General features: G+C 61.7%; 16 protein-coding genes. 7 read left to right on the top strand and 9 right to left on the bottom strand.

Annotated features, from left to right (window positions below; translation table 11 throughout):
• The first annotated feature begins 34 nt into the window (after positions 1-34).
• The 3 genes from FEZ60_RS06455 to FEZ60_RS06445 all read left to right on the top strand — a co-directional run bounded on the left by FEZ60_RS06455 (position 35) and on the right by FEZ60_RS06445 (position 4,120).
• Entirely contained in the window at positions 35-646 is a 612-nt protein-coding gene (locus FEZ60_RS06455) for a TMEM175 family protein (RefSeq protein ID WP_033234016.1), read from the top strand.
• 10 nt (positions 647-656) lie between these two features.
• Positions 657-1,481, top strand: coding sequence for a transglutaminase-like domain-containing protein (locus FEZ60_RS06450; RefSeq protein ID WP_106939826.1), 825 nt, complete (start codon positions 657-659; stop codon positions 1,479-1,481).
• Positions 1,482-1,693: 212 nt separating this feature from the next.
• Positions 1,694-4,120, top strand: a complete 2,427-nt coding sequence (locus FEZ60_RS06445; protein ID WP_033234017.1) for an ATP-dependent Clp protease ATP-binding subunit — start codon at positions 1,694-1,696, stop codon at positions 4,118-4,120.
• Here the strand turns inward: FEZ60_RS06445 and FEZ60_RS06440 are convergent.
• Both FEZ60_RS06440 and FEZ60_RS06435 read right to left on the bottom strand, forming a co-directional pair.
• Entirely contained in the window at positions 4,113-6,035 is a 1,923-nt protein-coding gene (locus tag FEZ60_RS06440) for an FAD/NAD(P)-binding protein (RefSeq protein ID WP_045069756.1), read from the bottom strand. The genes FEZ60_RS06445 and FEZ60_RS06440 overlap by 8 nt on opposite strands.
• Before the next feature lie 205 nt (positions 6,036-6,240).
• Entirely contained in the window at positions 6,241-7,662 is a 1,422-nt protein-coding gene (locus tag FEZ60_RS06435) for a short-chain fatty acyl-CoA regulator family protein (RefSeq protein ID WP_045068895.1), read from the bottom strand.
• A 167-nt stretch (positions 7,663-7,829) separates the two neighbouring features.
• On the opposite strand from FEZ60_RS06435, the gene prpD reads away from it, so the two are divergent.
• The 4 genes from prpD to FEZ60_RS06415 all read left to right on the top strand — a co-directional run bounded on the left by prpD (position 7,830) and on the right by FEZ60_RS06415 (position 14,904).
• Positions 7,830-9,332, top strand: coding sequence for a 2-methylcitrate dehydratase PrpD (gene prpD / locus FEZ60_RS06430; RefSeq protein ID WP_045068897.1), 1,503 nt, complete (start codon positions 7,830-7,832; stop codon positions 9,330-9,332).
• On the top strand, positions 9,332-10,249 hold the full coding sequence (gene prpB / locus FEZ60_RS06425) for a methylisocitrate lyase (RefSeq protein WP_045068899.1): 918 nt from the start codon (positions 9,332-9,334) through the stop codon (positions 10,247-10,249). The genes prpD and prpB overlap by 1 nt, the downstream gene beginning before the upstream one ends.
• On the top strand, positions 10,246-11,367 hold the full coding sequence (locus FEZ60_RS06420; RefSeq protein WP_033234020.1) for a bifunctional 2-methylcitrate synthase/citrate synthase: 1,122 nt from the start codon (positions 10,246-10,248) through the stop codon (positions 11,365-11,367). Before prpB ends, FEZ60_RS06420 begins: the two co-directional genes overlap by 4 nt.
• A gap of 150 nt (positions 11,368-11,517) precedes the next feature.
• On the top strand, positions 11,518-14,904 hold the full coding sequence (locus tag FEZ60_RS06415; protein WP_045069758.1) for a pyruvate carboxylase: 3,387 nt from the start codon (positions 11,518-11,520) through the stop codon (positions 14,902-14,904).
• Positions 14,905-14,929: 25 nt separating this feature from the next.
• Here FEZ60_RS06415 and FEZ60_RS06410 read toward each other — a convergent pair whose 3' ends face one another.
• The 7 genes from FEZ60_RS06410 to metE all read right to left on the bottom strand — a co-directional run bounded on the left by FEZ60_RS06410 (position 14,930) and on the right by metE (position 23,273).
• Positions 14,930-15,967, bottom strand: coding sequence for a polysaccharide deacetylase family protein (locus FEZ60_RS06410; protein WP_242484461.1), 1,038 nt, complete (start codon positions 15,965-15,967; stop codon positions 14,930-14,932).
• The gene (locus FEZ60_RS06405; RefSeq protein WP_287160513.1) at positions 15,954-16,757 is read right to left on the bottom strand and encodes a methyltransferase domain-containing protein; all 804 of its coding nucleotides are present in this window, start codon (positions 16,755-16,757) and stop codon (positions 15,954-15,956) included. The genes FEZ60_RS06410 and FEZ60_RS06405 overlap by 14 nt, the downstream gene beginning before the upstream one ends.
• A 221-nt stretch (positions 16,758-16,978) precedes the next feature.
• Positions 16,979-18,163, bottom strand: a complete 1,185-nt coding sequence (gene fahA / locus FEZ60_RS06400) for a fumarylacetoacetase (protein ID WP_116102352.1) — start codon at positions 18,161-18,163, stop codon at positions 16,979-16,981.
• A gap of 2 nt (positions 18,164-18,165) precedes the next feature.
• Complete coding sequence (locus FEZ60_RS06395) at positions 18,166-19,026, bottom strand: hypothetical protein (protein WP_116102192.1); 861 nt, start codon at positions 19,024-19,026, stop codon at positions 18,166-18,168.
• Positions 19,023-20,222 (bottom strand): cupin domain-containing protein, encoded by a 1,200-nt coding sequence (locus FEZ60_RS06390; RefSeq protein ID WP_033234024.1) that lies wholly within the window; start codon positions 20,220-20,222, stop codon positions 19,023-19,025. Before FEZ60_RS06390 ends, FEZ60_RS06395 begins: the two co-directional genes overlap by 4 nt.
• A gap of 111 nt (positions 20,223-20,333) precedes the next feature.
• Positions 20,334-20,885 carry a MarR family transcriptional regulator gene (locus tag FEZ60_RS06385; protein WP_033234025.1) on the bottom strand — a complete coding sequence of 184 codons (552 nt, stop codon included), beginning with the start codon at positions 20,883-20,885 and terminating at the stop codon, positions 20,334-20,336.
• 123 nt (positions 20,886-21,008) lie between these two features.
• The gene (gene metE / locus FEZ60_RS06380; protein ID WP_045069768.1) at positions 21,009-23,273 is read right to left on the bottom strand and encodes a 5-methyltetrahydropteroyltriglutamate--homocysteine S-methyltransferase; all 2,265 of its coding nucleotides are present in this window, start codon (positions 23,271-23,273) and stop codon (positions 21,009-21,011) included.

Here is a 23,273-nt window from a genome sequence, read left to right as displayed (position 1 = left end):
GTCTGTTTCTTGTTGTGAGGCATATGCTTCCGCAATGGCTGAGCTTGCCGAACGAACCCGCTACTTCGAGCGCTACGTCACTTTTATCGACGCGATCGTTGCCATCGCGATCACGCTGCTCGTTCTACCGTTGGTCGAACTAACCACCGACCACCATGGCACCACGTCCGAATTACTGCACGAGAACGCTGCACAGTTCTACTCCTTCGCGCTGAGCTTTCTGGTGATCTTCCGGCTGTGGTGGTCGCAGCATCGGCTGCTTCGTTTTGTGATCGACGCAGACAAGGTGGTTGTGCGCGGATTGGGGCTGTGGGTGCTGACCATCGTGTTCTTGCCCTTCCCGACGGCGTTGGTGGCGGCGCCGTCGCAGGATCTGGGAACCAGGGCTCTCTACATCGGGACGATGGCCGCCAGCGCTGCGTTCCTGGCAGTGGTCGCGTGGGGTCTGGTCCGCAAGCCGTCGTTGAGTGAGGAGGGTGCCAAACCGAATTTCACGGCCGAGATTGTCACTTTCCTGATACTGGTGGTGGCACTGCTCGTCAGTGTGCTCGTTCCGGCGACGTCGTATTTCCCGTTGTTCCTTCTCCTGCTCTCGTCGCCGATCGAGAAGCTGTGGGATCGAGTACAAACGAGAAACCCCGCTTAGGCTCGCCCTCGTGGAACCAGACCTTGACTACACGATGCCCGGACCGTTAACCGGACTCGACGGGGTGGATGTGCCGTCGCTCGAGCTGCTCGCCGTCGATCCCGTGGACATTTGCCGAGTAGTTCCCTACCTGGTCGTCCAACCCACCGATGCGCAGTCGCTGAATCTGTCCGCGGACAGATTCGACGAAAACCAGATCCGACCGGCAAACGTTCTGTTTCAACGGCTACTCGCACTGGATGCAGCTCCGTTGACCACTGCCCGGGAACCAGGCAAACGGGTAGTCGGAACCTGTCGGCACTTTGCTGTGATGAGTTGTGCGCTGCTGCGTCACCGCGGTATTGCCGCTCGTGTCCGCTGTGGCTTTGCCACTTACTTCCAGCCCGGGCAGGGCGTCGACCATTGGATCACCGAGTATCGGGACGATGACCGCGGACGTTGGATCCGCATCGACTCGGAGATCCTGGGGCAGAACATACTTCCTCACGCACATGACCTGCAGCCAGCAGAGTTCCTCAGCGGCGGCGAGGCATGGGTTGCGTATCGGCGCGGCGAGATCGACGCATCCCAATTCGGGGTGTACGGAACCGAGAACTGGGGGCCGGCCGAGATCCGTGGCAACGCTGTGAAGGATCTGGCCGCAGTGAACAAGGTCGAAACCCTGCCTTGGGACGAGTGGGGCCGCATGACCGACGCCTACGACGGAAAGACCGGTGCGGAGTACGACCTGCTGCTCGACGAGATCGCCGGAGTCTGCGCTTCCGACGATCCCATCGCCATGCGGGCACTTTACGACCACAAGGATTTGCGGGTACCGGACAGTCTGATTTGTTAATCATCTCGCTCGAGCGGTCCCGCGCGCCGAATGTGCGCCCGCGCGGATGATCGAGCGCGCGTCCGCACAATCGCCCTGCGGCGTCGTCGGTCCAGCGGGAATCTCGAGTTTGCTTCCGATGTTGAAAGAAATCCACGCCTTCGGGAATTGATCGGCCTCCGAGCACGTTACTTGAGTCAAGAACGCTCAACTTACTATTAGGAGGCTTCGGAATGCCAGCATTCTTCGGGCCCGAGGGTCCCGGTCGCATCGACCTTTCCCGGCTCATGAGCAGGGCCACCCAGCAACTCATGGCTGAGGCTGCTCGCGCAGCGTCTGCTCGCGGTGATTCGGATCTCGATGCACTGCACGTTCTCCGCGTCATGGCGGAGCAGGACCCGGTCCGCACGCTCATGCAGCGCGCCGGGGCCGACCCGAAAGCCGTGGTCGAGGCAATCGACCAGCGGCTCCCACAAGGTCGTGAGCAGGGTGGCTTCACTGCGCCCGTGCTCAGTAGCGCCGTAAAGACAGCACTACTCGAGGCACATCAGTTGGCTCGGGCACTGGGATCGACCTACATCGACCCCGAACACCTCTTCATCGCGTTGGCCGGCGACATGGATCACGTTCCCGGTCGTCTGCTCGCTTCCGCCGGTGTGACGCCGGAGAAGTTGCAGAACGCCGTTCGGAATCCCAATGCGCCTGCCGAGGAAAGTGACTCCGACACTCCGATGCTCGACAAGTTCGGGGTGGACCTCACCGATCGCGCCCGAAACGGCGGCGTCGATCCGGTGATCGGCCGCGCCGACGAGATCGAACAGACCATCGAGATTCTCTCGCGTCGCACCAAGAACAACCCTGTTCTGGTGGGCGAAGCCGGTGTCGGTAAGACCGCCATCGTGGAGGGTCTGGCTCAGCGCATCGTCGACGGTGAAGTGCCGGACTCGTTGGTGGGCAAGAGAATTGTCCAGCTCGAACTGTCCAGCATGGTCTCGGGCACTCGGTACCGCGGTGACTTCGAGGAACGCCTCACCAAGGTCATCGACGAGATCACCGCCAACAAGGACGAGCTGATCGTGTTCATCGACGAGATGCACACCATTGCAGGTGCCGGCGGCGGCGCCGAAGGTGCGATGGATGCCGGAAACATCCTCAAGCCCAAGCTCGCTCGCGGTGAATTGCACATCGTCGGTGCCACCACGCTCGACGAATACCGCAAGCACATCGAGAAGGATCCGGCTCTCGAGCGTCGCTTCCAGCCTGTTCAGGTGGGGGAGCCGTCGATCGAGGACGCTATCGCGATCTTGAGTGGCTTGCGTAGTCGCTACGAGGATCACCACAAGGTGCACTACACCGACGAGGCGATCACGGCTGCGGTGGAACTGTCGGCTCGCTACATCGGCGACAGATTCTTGCCGGACAAGGCAATCGACTTGATCGACCAGGCCGGCGCCCGGCTTCGTTTGAAGACGGCCACCGTGGACACCGCTGCTCTGCAGCAACGTCTCGAGCAGCTCGAGAGCGACAAGGAGAAAGCCGTCGCCGACGAATTGTACGAGAAGGCGTCGCAGCTGCGTGACGAGATCAACAATGTCACACAGCGTCTCGAAAAGGCGGGGACCCAGGCTCCCGTTGCGGAGGAAACACCGGACGTGACTGCGGAGCAGATTGCCGAAGTTGTCGCTCGCGCAACGGGTATCCCGGCCAGCCAGATGACTCAGGCAGAGAAGGATCGCCTGCGTCGGCTGGAAGAGGAACTGCACAGCCGGGTGGTCGGTCAGGACGATGCTGTGCGCGCAATTGCACGCGCCGTACGTCGCAGCCGTACCGGTATGAGCGACCCGAATCGCCCCGTCGGTAGCTTCCTGTTCCTCGGACCCACCGGTGTCGGTAAGACAGAGCTCGCAAAAGCTTTGGCTGCCACACTCTTCGGTGACGAGAACAAGATGCTGCGCTTCGACATGAGTGAGTTCGGCGAGAGGCACACGGTCAGCAGGTTGGTCGGTGCACCTCCCGGATACGTCGGCTACGGCGAGGCCGGACAGCTCACGGAACAGGTGCGTCGTAACCCGTACTCGGTGATCCTGCTCGACGAGATCGAGAAGGCGCACCCGGACGTATTCAACACCTTGCTCCAAGTGCTCGACGACGGACGTCTGACCGACGGCCAGGGTCGCACGGTGGACTTCAAGAACACCGTCGTGATCATGACCAGCAACCTCGGCTCGGACATCATCTCGAGCAAGTCCGGTGGACTCGGCTTCATCACCGGTGACGCAGAGTCGGCTGAGAAGCCGCTGCGTGATCGTGTGATGGCTCGGCTGCGCGAGTCGATGCGACCTGAGTTCCTCAATCGTATCGACGAGATCGTGATCTTCCGCAAGCTCGACACCGAGCAATTGCACCGGATCACGGACCTGCTGCTCGAGGACAGTCGTAAGCGGTTGCAGTCCAAGGGTATCGAGATCGAGTTCACAGCTGACGCGGTGGACTGGATTGCCGAACACGGTCACCAGCCGGAGTTCGGGGCCCGGCCGCTTCGCCGCTCGATCCAGCGGGTTGTCGACGACAAGATCGCCGACATGCTGCTCGACGATCTTCTCGTAGAGGGCGGCAGCATCACCGTCGCGGTTGACGAGGGTGAGTTGGTGTTCAGCTAGGGGCTTCGCCCCCGTGCGCCTTTCTGGTAGTAGACGCTACCGGAAAGGCGCACAGGCGCGCTGCGCCCAAGATCTCCGCTGCCAGCGCGTCGTTGTGCCGGAAGAACCCCGCATTGGTGCGCGGACGGGGGAAGGCCGCAGACCAGTTGTGGCCGGCAACCCAAGGCCCGACAGCGAATCGACGGGGATGGACTGTGTTGTCGGCGCGGCAGATTCGCGACGTCCCGTCCACGGCCAGCTTTGCTGCGCTGTCAACGGTGGCCCGTAGTTCAACTGCCTCGCCGCGCCGGTGCAGGGAACGCAGCAGTGCGTCGCCGCTTGCACTGATGGAGGCAACGGGCAAGCGCGCTTCGATGAGGGTGCGCGTAGCCACGATGTCGGTATGGGACGCGCTGCGCGCGACGAACAATCCGTCTCCGGTCGACGGATCTATCTCGGTGGAGAAAACGGTATCGGGGCCCAGGAACTGCACTACGCCTGCTTCATTGAGCGCCAGCAGTTGCTCGAGTCGCTCCGGCGGCGGACCACTGGCGATGAAGCTGAAGAAGGAATGCAGCCAGCCCTCGACGTCCTTGGCGACAGATTCGGCCGGAATTCGGCCACGGCGCAACAACTCTCCGACGGTCATGTACGAGGACAGCAGTGCCGAGAAGACAGCGGCATCGGCGCTGAAATACGGATCCGATCTGCGCGAGATATCGGCGGCAATGTACTCACCGATCCGTTTCTGAACTGCGTCCAATCCGTCGTAACGTTCGCCGCCGAGCGGACGGTTGAGCTGCTCCAGGTCGATTCGGTCTTCCGCTTTCGGCACGGCGTTCTCGATCAATTCGTCCAGGCGCGGCGATCCCCAACTCAGTGAGGCAAATTCGGAGTCGAACTCTTCCCACGTGCCCACGGTCCGTTCCGGATGTGCAGCAAAAAGTTCGTAATAGTGCGCGCCCGCCAGTTCCTTCGAGGCCAACGGCCAGATATCTTCGTGGAAGTTCAGTGGGCCATCGCCAGGCACCAGATCTGCGGTGAAGAACCTCGGTAGCGGCGGTCGAGCGTCTTCAATCGAGTACGAGATCTTGGAGTGGTAGGGAACTCCTCGACGCGATCCCGCATACAGAAGTGGTTCCCTCCCTGACGGCGAGTACACGAGGTTGCCGTTGTCGGCTCGTTCGAAGACACCACCGCGACTCTCCGCGAGGAGCACCATCCAGTCGATGAACGCCAGTCCCAGGCCTGCGATCAGCACCGGCTCACCTTCGGCAATGACATCGGCGTCGAGGTCTGCGGTGTATCCGGGACCGACGTAGGTCAACCCGTGCTCGGCGGAGAAGTCGCTCAGTTGAATCTCCCTTGGGGCAGCTAAGGAGTCCGGATGTCCCTGGGCCAGGAGAACACTCGTTGCTTCTATCACGTCACCGTTGTCGAGACGGACGAATTGCGAACCGTGTACGTCGTCGATTTCGATCACCGATCGGCGATGAATTCGAACGACGACGTGCGGCGGTGCAGAGTCGACAGCCGACTGGAACACCCAATGCAAATAGCGGCTTTGCAAGGATCTCGACGCAAACGACGCCGGTGTGACGGTCGGAATCTCGTCGGCAATGTCGGGAAATGAACCAAGTTCTTCAGTGTTCTCGGCGACCCATTCGGCCAGAGTTGGACCCGGCACGATCGGACCGTCGACGATTGTGGTGCTGTCGGTAAACATCGTGACGTCGGCGGTGGTGGAGTTCATCCACAGCAGAGGGGCCTGGCTGCCACGCCAGATACGCCCGGCGCCAGGTGGATACGGGTCGACCACGTGAATCTCGAGTGGCGTCGGGTCTGCGTTTACCGCTTCTTGCGCGAGGATGCGTTCGAGAACGCCGGTACCGCGCGGGCCGCCGCCGACGATCACGATGACTGCAGCATCGCTCACAGACGTACGGGGTCGGTCGGCGTCCACAAATCCTCCATCGGACCTGGCAGAAAGCACCCACACCTCGGTAAAGGGGGTTGCTGCGACGTCAGGGAGCCAGGACTCTCGATCGCTCGAAGATGGTGAGCCCTATTTTTATCCGTTAAGGATGATGTGGCAAGGAATTTCGGACATCGGATCAGCGTGAATCAAACTGTTGTGACGATCATTCCTGCGGATAGGGTAGATGGCTACTGCTGTTCTGGCTCACCGATACCGGCCGGCCCAACTGAGGGAACGCGCGTTGAGCGCACGACGGTCGGTCGCACACCTTGCATCCTGCTCCGATCGGAACGATCGTGGCCGGGTCGTCCGTCTGAATGCCGCGTGAATAGACCATGCGGTCGGCGTAAGTGATGTCGCAACCAAGTCCGATGGCAAAATTACGTTCGGGGGCAAGATATCCCAACCCGCCGCTGTGAGTCGTGCGCGCAATCCACAGATACGTTCGCCCGTCCGGCATCGTTGCGACCTGAGTCAGGATGCGGCCCGGGCTGGCAAATGCTTCGTGTACCACCCACAGTGGGCAGCTACCGCCTACCCGTGAGAAGTGGAATGCTGTGGCGGACTGACGCTTCGATATATTTCCGGCGCGGTCGGTGCGGACGAAGAAGAACGGGATACCTCGCTGGCCGTGTCGCTGCAGAGTGGACAGGCGATGGCAGATCGTCTCGAACCCGACTTCGAACTTCAGGCTCAGAAGTTCGATATCGTATCGCAAGGTCTCGGCGGAGTTCAGGAATACGCTGTAGGGGAGTAGTAGCGCACCGGCAAAGTAGTGGGCCAGCCCGACGCGCGCGAGAGCAGCGGACTCCGCGGTTAGCGACTCATCTTCTGCCGCAATGGAATCAATGAGTTCTGCCTGTGTGAAGAAGGCCAACTGCATCGCGATCTGGAATGCGCGTTGCCCGGCGGAGAGGCGGCGGGCCAGGGTGAGAATTGATTTGTCGGCGTCGTAGAACCGTTTGGGCCCCAACTTGTCCGGCTCGTCAGTGCGGATGCGGACTGTGACGCCATGCTGATCGCGCAACAGTCGAGCCAGCTGAAGATCGAGTGCTCCGATGGTCAATTTGTTGTCGACAAACAGCTTTTCCGCGGCATCGTCGAGGGCTGCGATGTGATTGCGGCGATCGTAGAAGAAGTCGCGAACCTCTTCGTACGGCATGGGCATCAGGGCGGTCTCGGGTACTGCATCACCGGACAATTGTGTCGAGAATTGATCGAGTTGCTCCGTAGCGGCATGCAATCGTCTGTGCAGCATCACCAACGTACGTCCGACGGCCGGCATCCGGGCTACCAACTCGTCCACTTCGGCCAGGGATACCTCACCGGATTCCGATGTCTCGGCGAGAGCTTCGTGGACATCGGCAACCAGACGCGCATCGGAGTCCGACGCGAAGAACTGGACATCGAGGTCGAATTCGGAATTGAGTTTCAACAGAACCGGGACGGTCAGCGGGCGTTGATCGTTCTCGAGTTGATTGACGTAGCTCGGGGAGAGTTCGAGCACCTTGGCGAGTGCGGACTGTGACAGGTTGCGTTCGTCGCGCAGGCGTCGTAGACGGGCACCCGCATACATCTTTTTCATCGAATCTCCTCGGTACTGATGAAAGATCACACTACCGAGGCGAAGTTCGCAACGTTCGCAACTTTGCAAGGTCGCTGTTGCACAAATCGGCATATGCAAGCCCTTTTGTGGGGTCCTCCGCGCTGCGTAGCGTGCAAATAGATACCGAAACACGTGGAAAGAGGATCATGAAGACGCATCTCGTACGCACTCGCCGCTCGGCCGAAGAGTTCCCCAAGGATGAGCATCTGGCGTGGAAGATCGCGGAAGTTGCGACAGATTCCGTCGAGGTTGCCGATGCGACTGCCGACATGATCGTCAACAGAATCATCGACAATGCATCCGTCGCCGCGGCCTCCCTGGTGCGCCGTCCGGTCGTCAATGCCCGTGCGCAGGCACAGGCTCGTCCCTATACCCCCGGCGCTACGGTCTTCGGTGTCAGTGGCACCTTCTCACCGGAATGGGCAGCGTGGGCCAATGGCGTCGCAGTTCGTGAACTCGACTTCCACGACACCTTCCTCGCCGCTGAGTACTCGCATCCCGGTGACAACATTCCACCGATCCTCGCGGTGGCCCAGCACACGGGGCGCGACGGCAAGGACCTGATCCGCGGACTTGCAACGGGATACGAAATCCAGATCGACCTGGTTAAGGCAATCTGCCTGCACGAGCACAAGATCGACCATGTCGCTCACCTCGGCCCCTCGGCCGCCGCCGGTATCGGAACCCTGCTCGGCCTCGACACCGAGACGGTCTACCAGGCGATCGGTCAGGCACTGCACCTGACGACGGCCACCCGTCAGTCCCGCAAGGGCGAAATTTCCAGCTGGAAGGCATACGCCCCGGCGTTGGCCGGCAAGGTTGCCGTCGAAGCTGTTGACCGTGCGATGCGCGGGGAAGGTGCCCCCTCGCCGATCTGGGAAGGCGAAGACGGCGTCATTGCGTGGATGCTCGGCGGACCCGAGAAGGAATACCACGTTCCGCTGCCCGGTACCGGTGAGTCGAAGCGTGCGATCCTCGATTCCTACACCAAGGAACATTCCGCGGAGTACCAGAGCCAGGCTCCGATCGACCTCGCACGTCGGATGCGTTCCCGTGTAGGCGATCTCGATCAGATCGCGTCGATCGTCCTGCACACCAGTCACCACACGCACGTCGTGATCGGCACGGGTTCCGGTGATCCGCAGAAGTTCGATCCCACTGCTTCGCGTGAGACACTTGACCACTCGGTGATGTACATCTTCGCTGTGGCCTTGCAAGACGGTACATGGCATCACGAGCATTCCTATGCTCGCGAGCGTGCACAGCGCCCGGACACGATCGAGTTGTGGAACAAGATCTCCACGCGCGAAGACCCCGAATGGACCCGCCGCTACCACTCGATCGATCCGGACGAGAAGGCATTTGGTGCCCGCGCCGAGATCACTCTCGAGAGCGGTGAGGTCATCATCGACGAACTCGCCGTGGCCGACGCACATCCGTTGGGCGCGCGTCCGTTCGCTCGCGATCAGTACATCGCAAAGTTCCGCACCCTCGCCGAGGGCGTCATCGAGCCGGGCGAGCAGGACCGCTTCCTCGACGCTGCGCAGCGCACTGCAGAGCTGAAGGCGGGTGAGCTGAACCAGCTCACCTTCACTGTCTCCGACGACGTACTCGCTCGGGCACCCAAGGTCACCAAGGGGATCTTCTGATGACGGGCCTCATCGCAGCCTCGACGTCCGCCGCGGACAAGCGCATCGCTTTCCGGGCAGGCTTGACGTCCGGTAAGATTCAGCGACTACCTGGTGCCATCAATCCGTTGACGGCCAAGCTCATTCAGGAAATCGGGTTCGAAGGGGTCTACGTTTCCGGCGGGGCCTATTCTGCCGGACTGGCGCTTCCCGACATCGGGTTGACCACGCTCACCGAGGTGGCCGGCCACAGCAAGCAAATTGCCCGCGTCATCGATCTTCCGACGCTCATCGACGCGGACACCGGATTCGGTGAACCCATGAGTGCGGCCCGCACGGTCACGATCTTCGAGGATGACGGCATAGCCGGTTTGCACCTCGAAGACCAGATCAACCCCAAGCGCTGCGGGCACCTCGACGGCAAGGCAATTGTGTCTACCGAGGACATGGTGCGACGTATTCGGGCGGCCGTGTCTGCGCGCCGCGATCCGAACTTCGTGATCTGCGCCCGAACCGACGCCGCGGGAATCGACGGTATCGATGCCGCGATCGAGCGTGCCAAGGCCTACACCGATGCCGGCGCCGATCTGATCTTCACGGAGGCTCTCGCCACCGAGGCCGACTTCGAGAAGTTTCGCGCGGCAGTCGACGTTCCGCTGCTCGCCAACATGACCGAGTTCGGAAAGTCGAATCTCATCTCGGCAAAGACGTTGGAAGAGATCGGCTTCAACGCCGTCATCTACCCCGTGACCACCCTCCGGCTGGCGATGTTCGCCATCGAAAAGGGACTTCGCGAGATTCATGCAGAAGGCACTCAGGAAGGCCTGCTCGGTGAGATGCAGCACCGCAGCCGTCTCTACGAGCTTCTCGAGTACGAACGTTACAACGAATTCGACAGTGGCATTTTCAATTTCAGTTTGGAGGGGAGTAGGACATGACCGAACAGATTCCGACGATCTACAAGGGTTTGGCGGGAGTTGTCGTTGACACGACGGCGATCTCCAAGGTGGTGCCCGAGACGAATTCGTTGACGTATCGCGGTTATGCGGTGCAGGATCTTGCCGCCAACTGCAGCTTCGAAGAAGTTGCGTACCTGCTCTGGTATGGCGAACTGCCAACTCCGGAGCAACTCGAATTGCTGTGTCTACGTGAGCGTGCGGCCCGTCGCGCTGATCGGTCACTTCTGTCACTGCTGACGAAGATGCCGGACAACTGTCATCCGATGGACGTGGTCCGCACTGCCATCAGCTATCTCGGGGCCGAAGATCCAGCGGAGGACGACAATTCGGCGCCAGAGAATCTTGCGAAGGCACTTCGAATGACGGCAGTTCTGCCGACGATTGTCGCAGCCGACTTCCGTCGTCGTCGTGGCCAGGATCCCACCCCGCCGCAGTCCGAACTGGGTTTCGCCGAGAACTTCCTCAACATGTGCTTCGGCGCGGTACCGGACGAGGCAATCGTCAAGGCTTTCGAAGTATCCCTGATTCTGTACGCAGAGCACAGCTTTAACGCCTCGACGTTTGCGGCTCGTGTCGTGACCTCGACGCTGTCCGATATCTACAGCGCTGTCACGGCGGCCATCGGTGCTCTCAAGGGCTCGTTGCATGGCGGTGCAAACGAAGCCGTCATGCACGACATGCTCGAGATCGACGATCCTGATCGTGCGGAGGCATGGATGTCGGCCAAGTTGGCCGCCAAGGACAAGGTGATGGGCTTCGGACACCGTGTCTACAAGAACGGTGACTCGCGGGTTCCGACCATGAAGGACGCCCTCATCGAGGTCGCTGCGGTCACCGATGGCGAGAAGTGGGTGCAGATGTACGACATCCTCGAGAAGACGATGGTCAGCGCCACCGGAATCAAGCCGAACCTCGACTTCCCCACGGGTCCCGCTTATTACCTCATGGGCTTCGACGTCGAGATGTTCACTCCCATCTTCGTGATGAGTCGAATCACCGGGTGGACGGCGCACATTATCGAGCAGGGGCAGTCCAACGCCCTGATCAGGCCGCTGAGCCAGTACTCCGGCGTGCCGCAGCGAACGGTCGTGGCCTGACACCTTCAGACTGCGTCGGTGAGGTTCGGTTCTGGCATCACCGTCTCCTGGCCTCGTCGACGCTTCTCCACGCATGGCCCGCACATTTCCGTGCGGGCTATGCGCATTTCGCGGTACCGAACCACACTCGACAGCGAGGTTTTCTTCTTCATGTTCTCCAAAGTGCTTGTCGCCAACCGAGGCGAAATTGCCATTCGCGCGTTCCGCGCTGCCTACGAACTAGGTGCCGGAACGGTGGCTGTGTTCCCGTACGAGGATCGGAACTCGATCCACCGGTCCAAAGCCGATGAGAGCTATCAGATCGGGGAGAAGGGGCATCCTGTTCGTGCGTACCTGTCAGTGTCGGAAGTGGTTGCAGCAGCGAAGAAGGCGGGCGCCGACGCCGTCTATCCGGGTTATGGATTTCTTTCGGAGAACCCTGAACTCGCGGCAGCATGTGCCGAGGCGGGTCTTACGTTCGTGGGGCCGTCGGCCGAGGTGTTGGAGTTGACGGGAAACAAGGCCCGCGCAATCGCAGCAGCGCGAACAGCGGGACTGCCGGTTCTCGAGTCTTCCGAACCGTCCACCGACATCGACGCGCTGATGAAAGCTGCGGAGTCGATGGAGTTCCCGATTTTCGTGAAAGCAGTCGCTGGCGGCGGCGGGCGGGGGATGCGCCGCGTTGCCGAACGCTCACAGTTGCGGGAATCGATCGAAGCTGCTGCCCGAGAAGCTGAGTCGGCGTTTGGTGACGCTACGGTATTTCTCGAGCAGGCAGTGGTCGACCCTCGCCATATCGAGGTGCAGATCCTCGCTGACGGCGAGGGCAACGTTATCCACCTGTTCGAGCGCGACTGCAGTGTGCAACGACGCCATCAGAAGGTCGTAGAAATTGCGCCTGCTCCAAACCTTCCGGCCGGACTGCGCGAGAAGATCTGTGCCGATGCCGTGGCCTTTGCGAAAGCCATCAACTACTCGTGTGCCGGCACTGTCGAGTTCCTGCTCGACACTCGTGGCAACCACGTGTTCATCGAGATGAACCCGCGAATCCAGGTGGAGCACACTGTCACCGAAGAAGTCACGGACGTCGATCTGGTTCAGGCTCAGCTCCGAATCGCTTCGGGTGAGACCCTCGCCGATCTGGGACTTCGGCAGGAGTCGATCGTTCTGCGCGGCGCCGCACTTCAATTGCGCATCACTACCGAGGACCCGGCAAACGGCTTTCGGCCGGACACCGGGCGCATCACCGCTTACCGCACACCGGGTGGTGCCGGGGTCCGCCTCGACGGCGGCACGACACTCGGTGCGGAAGTCGGCGCTCATTTCGATTCCATGTTGGTGAAGCTGACCTGCCGCGGACGCGATCTCCCCACAGCCATCTCGCGGGCCAGGCGCGCAGTCACCGAATTCCGCATTCGTGGAGTTTCCACCAATATCCCCTTCCTGCAAGCAGTTCTAGACGACGCGGACTTCCGTGCGGGCGAGGTGACAACATCGTTCATCGAGGAACGTCCCCGGCTTCTCACGTCGCGGGTATCGGCAGACCGGGGAACGAAGATCCTCACCTATCTCGCCGACGTGACGGTGAACCAGCCGAACGGAAAGCGGCCGTCGCAGGGCTATCCGCACGACAAACTCCCGAAAATCGACCTGACCACGACACCGAAAGACGGTTCCAAGCAGCGACTTGTGGAGTTGGGTCCGGCCGGTTTTGCTGCTGCCTTGCGTCAGCAGAATGCCGTGGCCGTCACGGATACCACATTCCGTGACGCGCATCAGTCACTTCTCGCGACCAGGGTTCGTACCAGCGGTCTCCTCGCGGTGGCCGGCCATGTGTCTCGGATGACTCCGGAACTGTTGTCCATCGAGGCTTGGGGTGGTGCAACTTATGATGTGGCGCTCCGCTTCTTGAAGGAAGATCCATGGGAGAGGCTCGCGGCGTTGCGTGAAGCAGTTCCGAATATCTGCTTACAGATGTTGCTGCGTGGCCGTAACACCGTCGGGTACACGCCGTATCCGGAAAAGGTGACCACCGCGTTCGTGGAGGAAGCTGCCCGTACCGGCGTCGATATCTTCCGAATCTTCGACGCTCTCAACAACATAGATCAGATGCGACCGGCCATCGACGCAGTCCGCGAGACCGGCACGACAGTCGCGGAGGTGGCGCTCAGTTACACCGGTGACCTGTCGAATCCCGCGGAGAAGCTCTACACGCTCGACTACTACCTCCGCCTCGCGGAGGAGATCGTGGAAGCGGGAGCTCACGTTCTCGCGATCAAGGACATGGCAGGATTGCTTCGGGCACCTGCCGCCGCGACTCTCGTTTCCGCACTGCGGAGCAACTTCGACCTTCCGGTGCACGTCCACACCCACGACACTCCGGGCGGACAGCTCGCGACTTACCTGGCGGCGTGGCAGGCCGGCGCCGACGCGGTGGACGGCGCCTCTGCTCCGATGGCCGGAACCACCAGTCAGCCGGCGTTGTCGGCGATCGTGGCTGCCGCGGCTCACTCCGAGTACGACACTGGAATTGATCTTGCGGCCGTGTGCAACCTGGAACCCTACTGGGAGTCATTGCGAAAGGTGTACTCACCGTTCGAGTCCGGTGTTCCGGCGCCGACCGGCCGGGTCTACACACACGAGATTCCCGGTGGCCAGCTGTCCAATCTACGCACCCAGGCAACGGCATTGGGTCTAGGTGATCGTTTCGAGGATGTCGAGTCGAAGTATGCGGCGGCAGACCGGATGCTGGGGCGTCTCGTCAAGGTGACGCCGTCATCGAAGGTGGTCGGCGACTTGGCTCTTCACCTGGTGGGTGCGGGAGTGAGCGCCGATGAGTTTGCTGCAGATCCTGCGAAGTTCGATATCCCCGAATCGGTGATCGGCTTTCTGCGTGGCGAATTGGGTACTCCGCCGGCAGGTTGGCCGGAGCCGTTCCGTACCAGGGCATTGGAAGGCCGTGGTCCGGCAAAGCCCGAGGTGAAGCTGTCCGTCGAGGATACGAAAGCGCTTGACGGAGAATCCGGGGAAGTCCGGTCGACGTTGAATCGGTTGTTGTTCCCCGGTCCGACACGGGACTACCTGGAACACCTCGAGCATTACGGCGACACCTCGAGGCTTTCCGCAAATCAGTTCTTCTACGGTTTGCGCCGCGGCGAGGAACATCGCGTGAAACTCGAACCTGGCGTGGAATTGATCATCGGACTCGAAGCGATCTCCGAGCCGGACGAGCGCGGGTTCCGGACGGTGATGTGCATCCTCAACGGTCAACTGAGGCCGGTTTCGGTGCGAGACCGGAGCATCGCCGACACCGTTCCGGCTGCAGAGAAGGCTGACCGGAGCGTTCCTGGGCACGTTCCCGCACCATTTGCCGGAGTGGTGACATTGACTGTCGAACCGGGGCAGAAGGTCTCGGCTGGTGACACGGTTGCCACGATCGAGGCGATGAAGATGGAGGCCTCGATCACCGTGCCATGCGCCGGTTTCGTGGGCAGGCTCGCCATTGCCCCGTTGGCACAGGTGGAGGGTGGTGACTTGCTGGTGGTGATCGAGCCGTAAGTACTTCCGGCTGCGGCCGATCGTGTTACTGGAGCAGTTGCCCTCGGATAAGTCCGTAGTCTTCGCGCAGCCATCGGGTGAACTGGTCGCCGTCCATCTCGGTGGCCTGTACCCGCGGTAAGGCGCAGGGGTCGTCACTGCCGATCGCAGGCATGGGCACGCTGGTGCACGCGACGTCGATGCCGAGTTCGCGGACCGCAGCCCGGGCAGTGTCGTCGAAACGCCCGTACGGGTACGAGAATCGAGTGATCGGACGGCCGGACAGCTCCTCGATCTTGCGGTGTCCGGCGCTGATCTGCGTGCGCTGCCGCTCGGCCGGAAGGTCTGTCAACGAGACGTGGTCGAGTGTGTGACTGCCGAGGGTGATCAGCGGGTGATCTGAGAGTTGCGCGAACTGTTCCGCGTCGAGCGCCACTCGCGCCGTGGGCGTCGTCGCCGTCCTGCCTCCCCAGGCCAGCACATGATCGATCGCGTCGTCCTGCTCGGTCGGCTCCAGCACGACGATTGCGTCCCAGAGCGCGCGAAACAACGCTTGACGGGAGGTTGTGATCTCGCCGCTGTCGGCACGCCAGCGCGCATTCGTCGCGCTGTCGCCGGGGCGCTCGTTCAGCGTGAAGGTCCGCCGGCCTTTTCCGAACGGAAAATCCAGCCGATCCGGTAGTGGTTCACCGCTCGGCACGGCGCGTTGCAAACCGTCCCACCAGAATTCGCGGGTGCGACCGACGGCGTTTCCGATGACAAAGATGGTCGCCGGAATCTCGTAACGCTCGAGTACCGGCAATGCGGCGACAAGATTGTCGACGTAACCGTCGTCGAATGTCACGGCCAACTGGGAACCGGTGCGCGTATAGGCATCGCTGCCCGCAAAGTTCGCGAGGTCGACGGCGGCACGCGCCTGGGCGAGTACTGCCATCTGGTCGTCGAATGCGTTCGGGGAGACGCAGATTGCCCAGGGGTCGTAGATCTCCTCGCTGATGCAGTGGTACATCAGGATGCCGCCGCGGCGCCGTTGTTTCCGGGTGCGTAGCCGGAGCATCCGGGCGAGGGCGTCACGCCTCGACATCGTCGCCCTTGCGTGCCGCGACCGTCACGATGACGGGGTACTCGGGGTCGAAGACGTTCAGTTCCTGCCTCTTCAGTTCGCGGTCGGCCATGCCGTGCAGGAAGGCGGTAGCCGACAGCACATTGCCGAACGCCCGCACGTCGACGCTCTCGCGGGGGAAGGGGCCGTCGAACAGTCGATTCACGGCCAATTCCGTGAACGACCAGTACCAGGTCGAGTTCCACACCGGGTCGGCGATCTGACTGATGCCGGGCACCGTGCACAGCACCACGCCGCCGGGCTTGAGAATGCGATGGAGCGTCGCCACTGCGGCGTTCGTGTCGAAGATCATCTGCAGCGTCTGCGTCAGGATGATGCAGTCGTAGGTGTTGCTCGGCACGTTCGGTGCGTCGGTGAGATCGGCGACGTAGGTCGCGTCTTCCACGTCTGCGACGTGCAGCATGTCCGAACGGGTGACACCCTCACCGAAAGCCTCGGTGTAGGTCCGCTCGCCGATCTCCAGCACGGATCCGGTGATCAGGTGGCTGTTCGTGTCGAGAAAGTTCTCGATGTAGAAGCGATCGATCGGACGTCCACGCTCGAAACCGTATTCACGGCAGATCGGCTCGATCCTTCGGAGGTCGCCGAAACGCACCTTGCCGACGCGCGGCTTCTGTCGCCGATCATTGATTACTCGGAGCACACGGCGGTAGTTGTCCTCACCCAGAACCGTGCGGGCAAGTGAAGTCCTACTGCGCTGGAGAAGCGTCATCGTCAATCCGTTCTCGGTGTCGGCCAACGGAGTCGGCACAGCAGGCGCAGTCGTCCGAGACCTGGGAACCAGCTGTATACTCCCTGTGAGTTAGGCGAACCTTACCTAAGGTGGATGCGGCAGCTGTCAGGGGGTCCCGCTGGAATCTCCCAGGGGCGAACGAAGAGCTCGGTGCGACCGGAACGACGACGACGCCGCACAGGAGTCCCACCGAAATAGCGGGGACCTGTGCGGCGTCGAGTCGAGCTATGTGGTTGTGCTTATCGATCTGCCTGCGTGGCCGGGAGGATACGTGCGCTGACCTCACCGAACCCGATGCGTGAACCGCCGGCTGCTGGTGCGGTGGCCGAGATGGAGATGACATCTCCGTCTTCGAGGAAGGTGCGAGTCTCGTCGCCGACAGCGACGGGTTCTTTTCCGCCCCAGGTCAGTTCGATGAAGGCGCCGCGCTGGTTCTTCTCGGGGCCCGAGATGGTTCCGGACGCAAAGAGATCGCCGGTACTCGCGACCGCTCCGTTGATGGTGGTGTGGGCCAACATCTGCGCGGGTGACCAGTACATCTGCGCGTACGGCGGACGGGAGACGACGTGACCGTTCCATTCGACAGCGAGGTCGATGTCGAGTCCCCACTTTTCCTCGCCGCGCAGGTAGGGGAGGGGTTCGGGATCCTGGACGGGAGTGTCGATGCGGGCAGCTTCGAGAGCGAGAAGCGGGACGACCCACGGGGAGATGGACGTGGCAAAGCTCTTGCCCAGGTTGGGGCCAAGCGGGACGTATTCCCACGCCTGAATGTCGCGGGCAGACCAGTCGTTCACGACAACGGCTCCGAAGACGTGGTCGGCAAATTCGTCAGGCGTGATGGAATCGCCCATCTTCGAAGGGGTTCCGACGATGAATCCCATCTCGGCCTCGATGTCGAGGCGGCGCGACGGTCCGAAATCCGGGTTCGCCTGGTCAGGGCTCTTGCGCTGGCCACAGGGACGAATGATGTCTGTGCCGGATACGACGACGGTGCTCGAACGCCCGTGGTAGCCCACGGGAAGGTGCTTCCAGTTGGGCATCAGGGGAGCGGAATCCGGGCGGAAGAGACGGCCGAGGTTGGTGGCGTGATTCTCCGACGCGTAGAAGTCGACGTAGTCGGCCACAGCGATCGGCAGGTGCATCTCGACGGAGTCACTGGAAAAGACTGCGTCGGAGGGGATCTCCCCGGTTGCAAGTTCGCTGATCTGGTTGCGCACGGATACCCAGCGATCGCGGCCTTGTGCCATGAACGCGTTCAACGTCGGTTCCGAGAAGACGGAATCGCCCAGTGCCACTGCAAGGTCGATGACAGAGTCACCCACTCGAACGCCGACACGCGGAGCGCCGCCTGCGGGGGAGAACACACCGTATGGCAGATTGTCGAGCCCGAAGAGCGAGTCGGCGGGAATGTTGATGGTCGTCATGGTCATGTGAGTGTTCCTTCTGTCTTCTCGGACCGGTTGATCAGTCCCAGGTCTTCGAGTTCGGTCAGTGGGTCCGAGATGCTGCAGGTGCCGAACGAGAGGAAGCGTCGACGCACGTCCTGGTCATCGAGTTCGGACACGCTGTGTGCGATAGTGGTTCCGTCACGTTCTGCCAGTGCGGCAACTACATCGGACCGATCTGCGCCGGTCGCCGCAGCGCCGACTGCCGACAGGATGTTGAGGAAGCCGTGCTGCTCGAAACCCGTGTCGGGATCTGTGTTCCGTACGGCATGATGCAGCCCTGCGGTGGCCTTGAACGGAATACCAGCGCGGACAACGGAAATGATGGCGTCAGCGAGTTCGTTCTCGTCGGGATACGCCTCGGCCTGAACGCCGCCGGTGCGGAACTTCGCGCTGTAACCGGCCTTTTCCAGCGCGGCAATGTAGCTGTCGCGTCGATCGTCGCGGGGAACCTCGACAAAGATGTCGATGTAGGGATACGCGGCGTGAATGCGCGCCAGCTCGTCGAAAGCATGATCGGCCGCTACGCCGGAAGGTGTTCCAACCTCCACCGCTACGACATCGACGCCCGGGATGGCCAGGGCCTTCGCCACCGCTGCCGCAGTGGCGTCCGGACCGGCAGGAACTGTGAGGCTCAGTGCCACAGGATGATCGGCAGAGATGTGAGCGGAGAGTTCGTCCAATCGCGGCGCGGGGAAGACGAACGGGCCGACCAATGCTGAGTAGCCGGCTTCGAGGTAGGACTGATGCGACGGAACTGCTTCGGCGAGAGGAGCATTGCCGGGTGGGAACAGGGCGGCGTCGTCGCACAGACCACGCAGAAGTGGGGAGATGACGGTCATTGTGCAGGCCCCCGTCCGGCCCAACTCCAGGCGTAGTTGTCATCTTCGCAGGCCAATGCGCCTTCGCCGAGTTCGAGCGGCCGGAACGTGTCGACCATGACGGCGAGTTCGTCGAAGAACTCTGCACCGATGCTGCGCTCGTACGCTCCTGGCTGCGGGCCGTGTGCGTGTCCGCCGGGATGAACCGAGATGGAACCCTGGCCGATGCCGGAACCCTTGCGTGCTTCGTAGTCGCCGCCGCAATAGAACATGATCTCGTCGGAGTCGACATTGGAGTGGTAGTACGGCACGGGAATCGACAGCGGGTGGTAGTCGACCTTGCGTGGCACGAAGTTACAGATCACGAAGTTGTTGCCCTCGAACGCCTGATGCGCCGGCGGCGGCTGGTGAACGCGGCCGGTGATGGGTTCGTAGTCGGAGATGTTGAACGTGTACGGGTACAGGCAACCGTCCCAGCCGACCACGTCGAAGGGATGCGTCGGGTAGACCATGCGGGTTCCCACGATGCCGGCCGACGTCCGGTGCTTGACCAAGACCTCCACATCGGTACCTTCGGCGATCAGGGGAGCCGTGGGTCCGTGTAGGTCGCGCTCGCAGAACGGTGCGTTCTCGAGCAACTGGCCGAATCGTGAGAGGTAACGCTTGGGCGGAACGATGTGGCTGTTCGCTTCGATCGCGTAGGCGCGCAGTGGCTTGTCGCCCTTGGGTATCCAGCGATGCGTCGTGGACATCGGGATGAGGACGTAGTCGCCTTCGCGTGCTTCGAGTGCGCCGAATACCGTTTCGACAGTGGCTTCACCGGATTCGATGTAGACCATCTCGTCGCCGATTGCGTTGCGGTACAGGGGCGATGCCGCGCCGGCAATGACGTAGGACAGGCGGACGTCGGCATTGCCGAGGATCAGGCGCCGTCCGGTCACCACATCCGTTTCGGCCCAGATACTTTCCGGGAACAGGTCGTGCAGCTTCAGATGCCGCGGTTTGAGTGGGTGATTGGGCGTGGTGCTCTGGTCACGCAGTTCCCAGAGCGTGGCGTCGACGATCGCCGACGGAATCTCGCGGTGGTACAGGAGCGACGAGTCGGAGGAGAATCCTTCTTCGCCCATCAACTCCTCGTAGTAGAGGTTTCCTGCTTCGTCACGGTGCTGAGTGTGACGCTTCGGGGGGACATTGCCGAGTTGTCGGTAGAACGCCATGTCCGGCCTCCTTCTGTGCTGTTTCCGTCTGACTCACGTTGACCAGATAGTAAACACATTAACTAAAATGATGTGACAGGTGCAACCCTTCAGGGGGTGCGGGTTGTGTTGTTAGTTCCGTCCGCGCACGTCGAACTGGCTGCGATTGCTGATCAGTTTGTCCAGGAGCATCACAAGAATCCGCTGCTCAGCTTCGCTGAGGACGCTGACCCACGCGTGTTCGCGCTCGTTCTGCTCGCGAAACGCCTCGACCATCGCGTCTCTGCCCATCTCGGTCAGGTAGAGCTGCACCGAACGGCCGTCGTTCTCGGTAGGGCGACGATCGATCAAGCCGTCGGCCAGCAGTGATTTGGACAGGTTCGACACGGCCGCCCGACTCATTCCAGTGAGCTCGGCAGCGGCTTTCGGCTCGATCGGCCCGGCCAGCCAGGTCACGAACATCAGGCGGAAGGATGACCACGACCAGCCGCGTGGTCGGTGTATCGACGACTCGAGGTCATACGTGACCACGTTGGATGCGCGGTTGAGTGTCAGGAGAACCTCGGTGGCGAGGTGGTGGCGAAAGCCGTGCTCGTCGGACAGTCTTTTGTTCGCCAACTCGATGAACGACCAAAAATTGAGCTCTCCGGCCGTTCCCTGAGTTTCTTCTGCTGCGGCTTCCATGGCGTCACTCTAGCGCGATCAAGAGGCACGTTTGTATATGAATGTACTAAAAAGGCGCGAAGCGCCTGTGCGCCTTTCCGGTAGTGCCGACTACCAAAAAGGCGCACAGGGGGGCGGAGCCCCCTACAACTCCGCTCGCACCAGCTTTGCCGCCTCGACGAGGTTACGCAGCGACGCTTCTACCTCGACCGGACCTCGTGTCTTCAAGCCGCAGTCAGGATTGACCCACAACCGTTCCACCGGGACAGCCTCGAGTGCTTCACGCAGCGAGCCGGCAATCTCGTCGACGCTCGGCACCCGCGGAGAGTGAATGTCGTACACACCGGGGCCGACGCCAAGGTCGAACCCGACGGCGCTGAGGTCGTCCAAAACCTCCATGTGCGAGCGGGCCGCCTCGATCGAGGTGACATCGGCATCCAGTCCCGCGATCGCGCCGATCACGGCACCGAACTCCGAGTAGCAGAGATGGGTGTGGATCGCCGTGGAATCCGCGACGCCCGACGTTGCCAGTCGGAACGACCCGACCGACCAGTCCAGGTATGCCGACTGATCGGCGGCCCGCAACGGGAGCAGCTCACGAAGTGCGGGCTCGTCTACCTGGATGATGCCGATGCCGGCAGCCTGTAGGTCGACGGTTTCGTCCCGAATCGCCAGTGCAACCTGATTGGCGGAGTCGGCAAGTGGCTGATCGTCACGCACGAACGACCACGCCAGAATCGTGACCGGTCCCGTGAGCATCCCCTTGACCGGTTTGTCGGTCAGTGACTGCGCGTAGGTGATCCAGTCGACTGTCATCGGCTTCGGCCGGGAGACATCGCCGTAAAGGATCGGCGGACGTACACAGCGTGTTCCGTACGACTGCACCCAACCGTTCGCGGTCGCGAAGAATCCCTCGAGCTGTTCGGCGAAGTACTGGACCATGTCGTTGCGTTCGGGTTCTCCGTGCACGAGCACGTCCAGGTGCAACTTCTCTTGGAGCGCAACCACATCCGCGATCTCGGCGCGCATGCGCGAGATGTATTCGCCTCCGTCGATCTCGCCCTTGCGCAATGCCGCACGAGCCACCCGAATCTTGGATGTCTGCGGGTACGAACCGATAGTGGTGGTCGGAAGGGGAGGAAGCGACAGCAATTCGGCCTGAGCTTTACGGCGCTCTGCTGCCGGTGCGCGGTTGGTCGCCGAATTCAGCACGGCTTCAAGACGCCCACGCACGCGTGCGTCGTTGAGTCGCTTGTCGTCCCTGCGAGTCGACGCGGCGGCGCGAGCGAGGCCGAATTCGTCCTCGACGGATTCGCGACCCTGGGTCAGTGCGGTCGCAAGTGTTGCCACTTCCCGCACCTTTTCGGCGCCGAATGCAAGCCACGAGCGAAGGGCTTTGTCGAGATCAGGTTCCTGCGAGAGCGAGTACGGAACGTGCAGGAGTGAGCACGACGTGGAGACGGCAAGCCTCTCGACGCTGCCGAGCAGCCCGCCAAGCGTGGACAGCGCCGAATCCAGGTCCGTTCGCCAGATGTTACGGCCGTCGACAACTCCGGCGACTACCAATTTTCGGGCGAGGTCTGTGACGGAACCTATCGAATCATGTCCTGCGACAAGGTCGATCGCAAAACCGTCGACTGCGGTGGACGCCAGGGCGGGCAGTGCATCGCCCAACGAGCCGAAGTATGACGCCAGCAAAATTGCCGGTCGGTTCGACAACAACGAAAGCTGTTCGTAGAGCGACCGCGCGGCCTCGATCTCCTCGTCGGTGCGGTCGCCGACGAGCGCCGGTTCGTCGATCTGTACCCACGTGGCCCCGGCTTCGGCAAGCTTGCCGAGAAGGTCCGCGTACAGCGGAACCAGTTCATCGGTCCGCGTCAGAAGAGGTTCTTCGGTTCCGACAGCCTTCGAGAGGAGAAGGAACGTGACGGGTCCGATAACAACCGGGCGAGCGGGAATTCCGTCGGCGAGTGCTTCCGCCAGTTCGCCGAGCACCTTGGAGGCGTCGAGCGCGAAAGTCGTCGACGGTGAAATCTCGGGGACCAGATAGTGGTAATTGGTATCGAACCACTTCGTCATCTCGAGCGGTGCGATGGTGTCGGTGCCGCGTGCGGCCGCAAAATAGCGGTCCAACGGATCGGCGACGGAGGCGACCCGCTCGGGCAACGCCCCGAGAAGCACTGCCGTGTCGAGCATCTGGTCGTAGAAGGAAAAAGTGTTGACCGGGATGGAGTCGAGACCCTGGTCACGAAGGTCGGCCAAGCCCTGCCGACGGAGGTCACGAGCTACTCGCGCCAAGGCGTCGGCGTCGATACGCCCCGCCCAGTAGCTTTCGATGGCCCGCTTGAGTTCGCGATGAGGACCGATGCGCGGAGAGCCCAGCACGGTCGCGGTGAATGTTGTTGTCAC

This window comes from Rhodococcus sp. MS16 (assembly GCF_013277795.1).
GTDB classification, from domain to species: domain Bacteria; phylum Actinomycetota; class Actinomycetes; order Mycobacteriales; family Mycobacteriaceae; genus Rhodococcus_F; species Rhodococcus_F globerula.
Note: the sequence above shows the minus strand (reverse complement) of the source record. Positions and strands in the feature narration are given on the sequence as shown.

What these genes read in the sequence shown, in the direction of transcription:
- FEZ60_RS06455 (WP_033234016.1), top strand. Translation starts at nt 35, where the DNA reads ATGGCTGAGCTTGCCGAACGAACCCGCTACTTCGAGCGCTACGTCACT.
- FEZ60_RS06445 (WP_033234017.1), top strand. Translation starts at nt 1,694, where the DNA reads ATGCCAGCATTCTTCGGGCCCGAGGGTCCCGGTCGCATCGACCTTTCC.
- FEZ60_RS06435 (WP_045068895.1), bottom strand. Translation starts at nt 7,662, where the DNA reads ATGAAAAAGATGTATGCGGGTGCCCGTCTACGACGCCTGCGCGACGAA.
- prpD (WP_045068897.1), top strand. Translation starts at nt 7,830, where the DNA reads ATGAAGACGCATCTCGTACGCACTCGCCGCTCGGCCGAAGAGTTCCCC.
- prpB (WP_045068899.1), top strand. Translation starts at nt 9,332, where the DNA reads ATGACGGGCCTCATCGCAGCCTCGACGTCCGCCGCGGACAAGCGCATC.
- FEZ60_RS06420 (WP_033234020.1), top strand. Translation starts at nt 10,246, where the DNA reads ATGACCGAACAGATTCCGACGATCTACAAGGGTTTGGCGGGAGTTGTC.
- FEZ60_RS06415 (WP_045069758.1), top strand. Translation starts at nt 11,518, where the DNA reads ATGTTCTCCAAAGTGCTTGTCGCCAACCGAGGCGAAATTGCCATTCGC.
- FEZ60_RS06410 (WP_242484461.1), bottom strand. Translation starts at nt 15,967, where the DNA reads ATGTCGAGGCGTGACGCCCTCGCCCGGATGCTCCGGCTACGCACCCGG.
- fahA (WP_116102352.1), bottom strand. Translation starts at nt 18,163, where the DNA reads ATGACGACCATCAACATTCCCGCCGACTCGCTCTTCGGGCTCGACAAT.
- FEZ60_RS06395 (WP_116102192.1), bottom strand. Translation starts at nt 19,026, where the DNA reads ATGACCGTCATCTCCCCACTTCTGCGTGGTCTGTGCGACGACGCCGCC.
- FEZ60_RS06390 (WP_033234024.1), bottom strand. Translation starts at nt 20,222, where the DNA reads ATGGCGTTCTACCGACAACTCGGCAATGTCCCCCCGAAGCGTCACACT.
- FEZ60_RS06385 (WP_033234025.1), bottom strand. Translation starts at nt 20,885, where the DNA reads ATGGAAGCCGCAGCAGAAGAAACTCAGGGAACGGCCGGAGAGCTCAAT.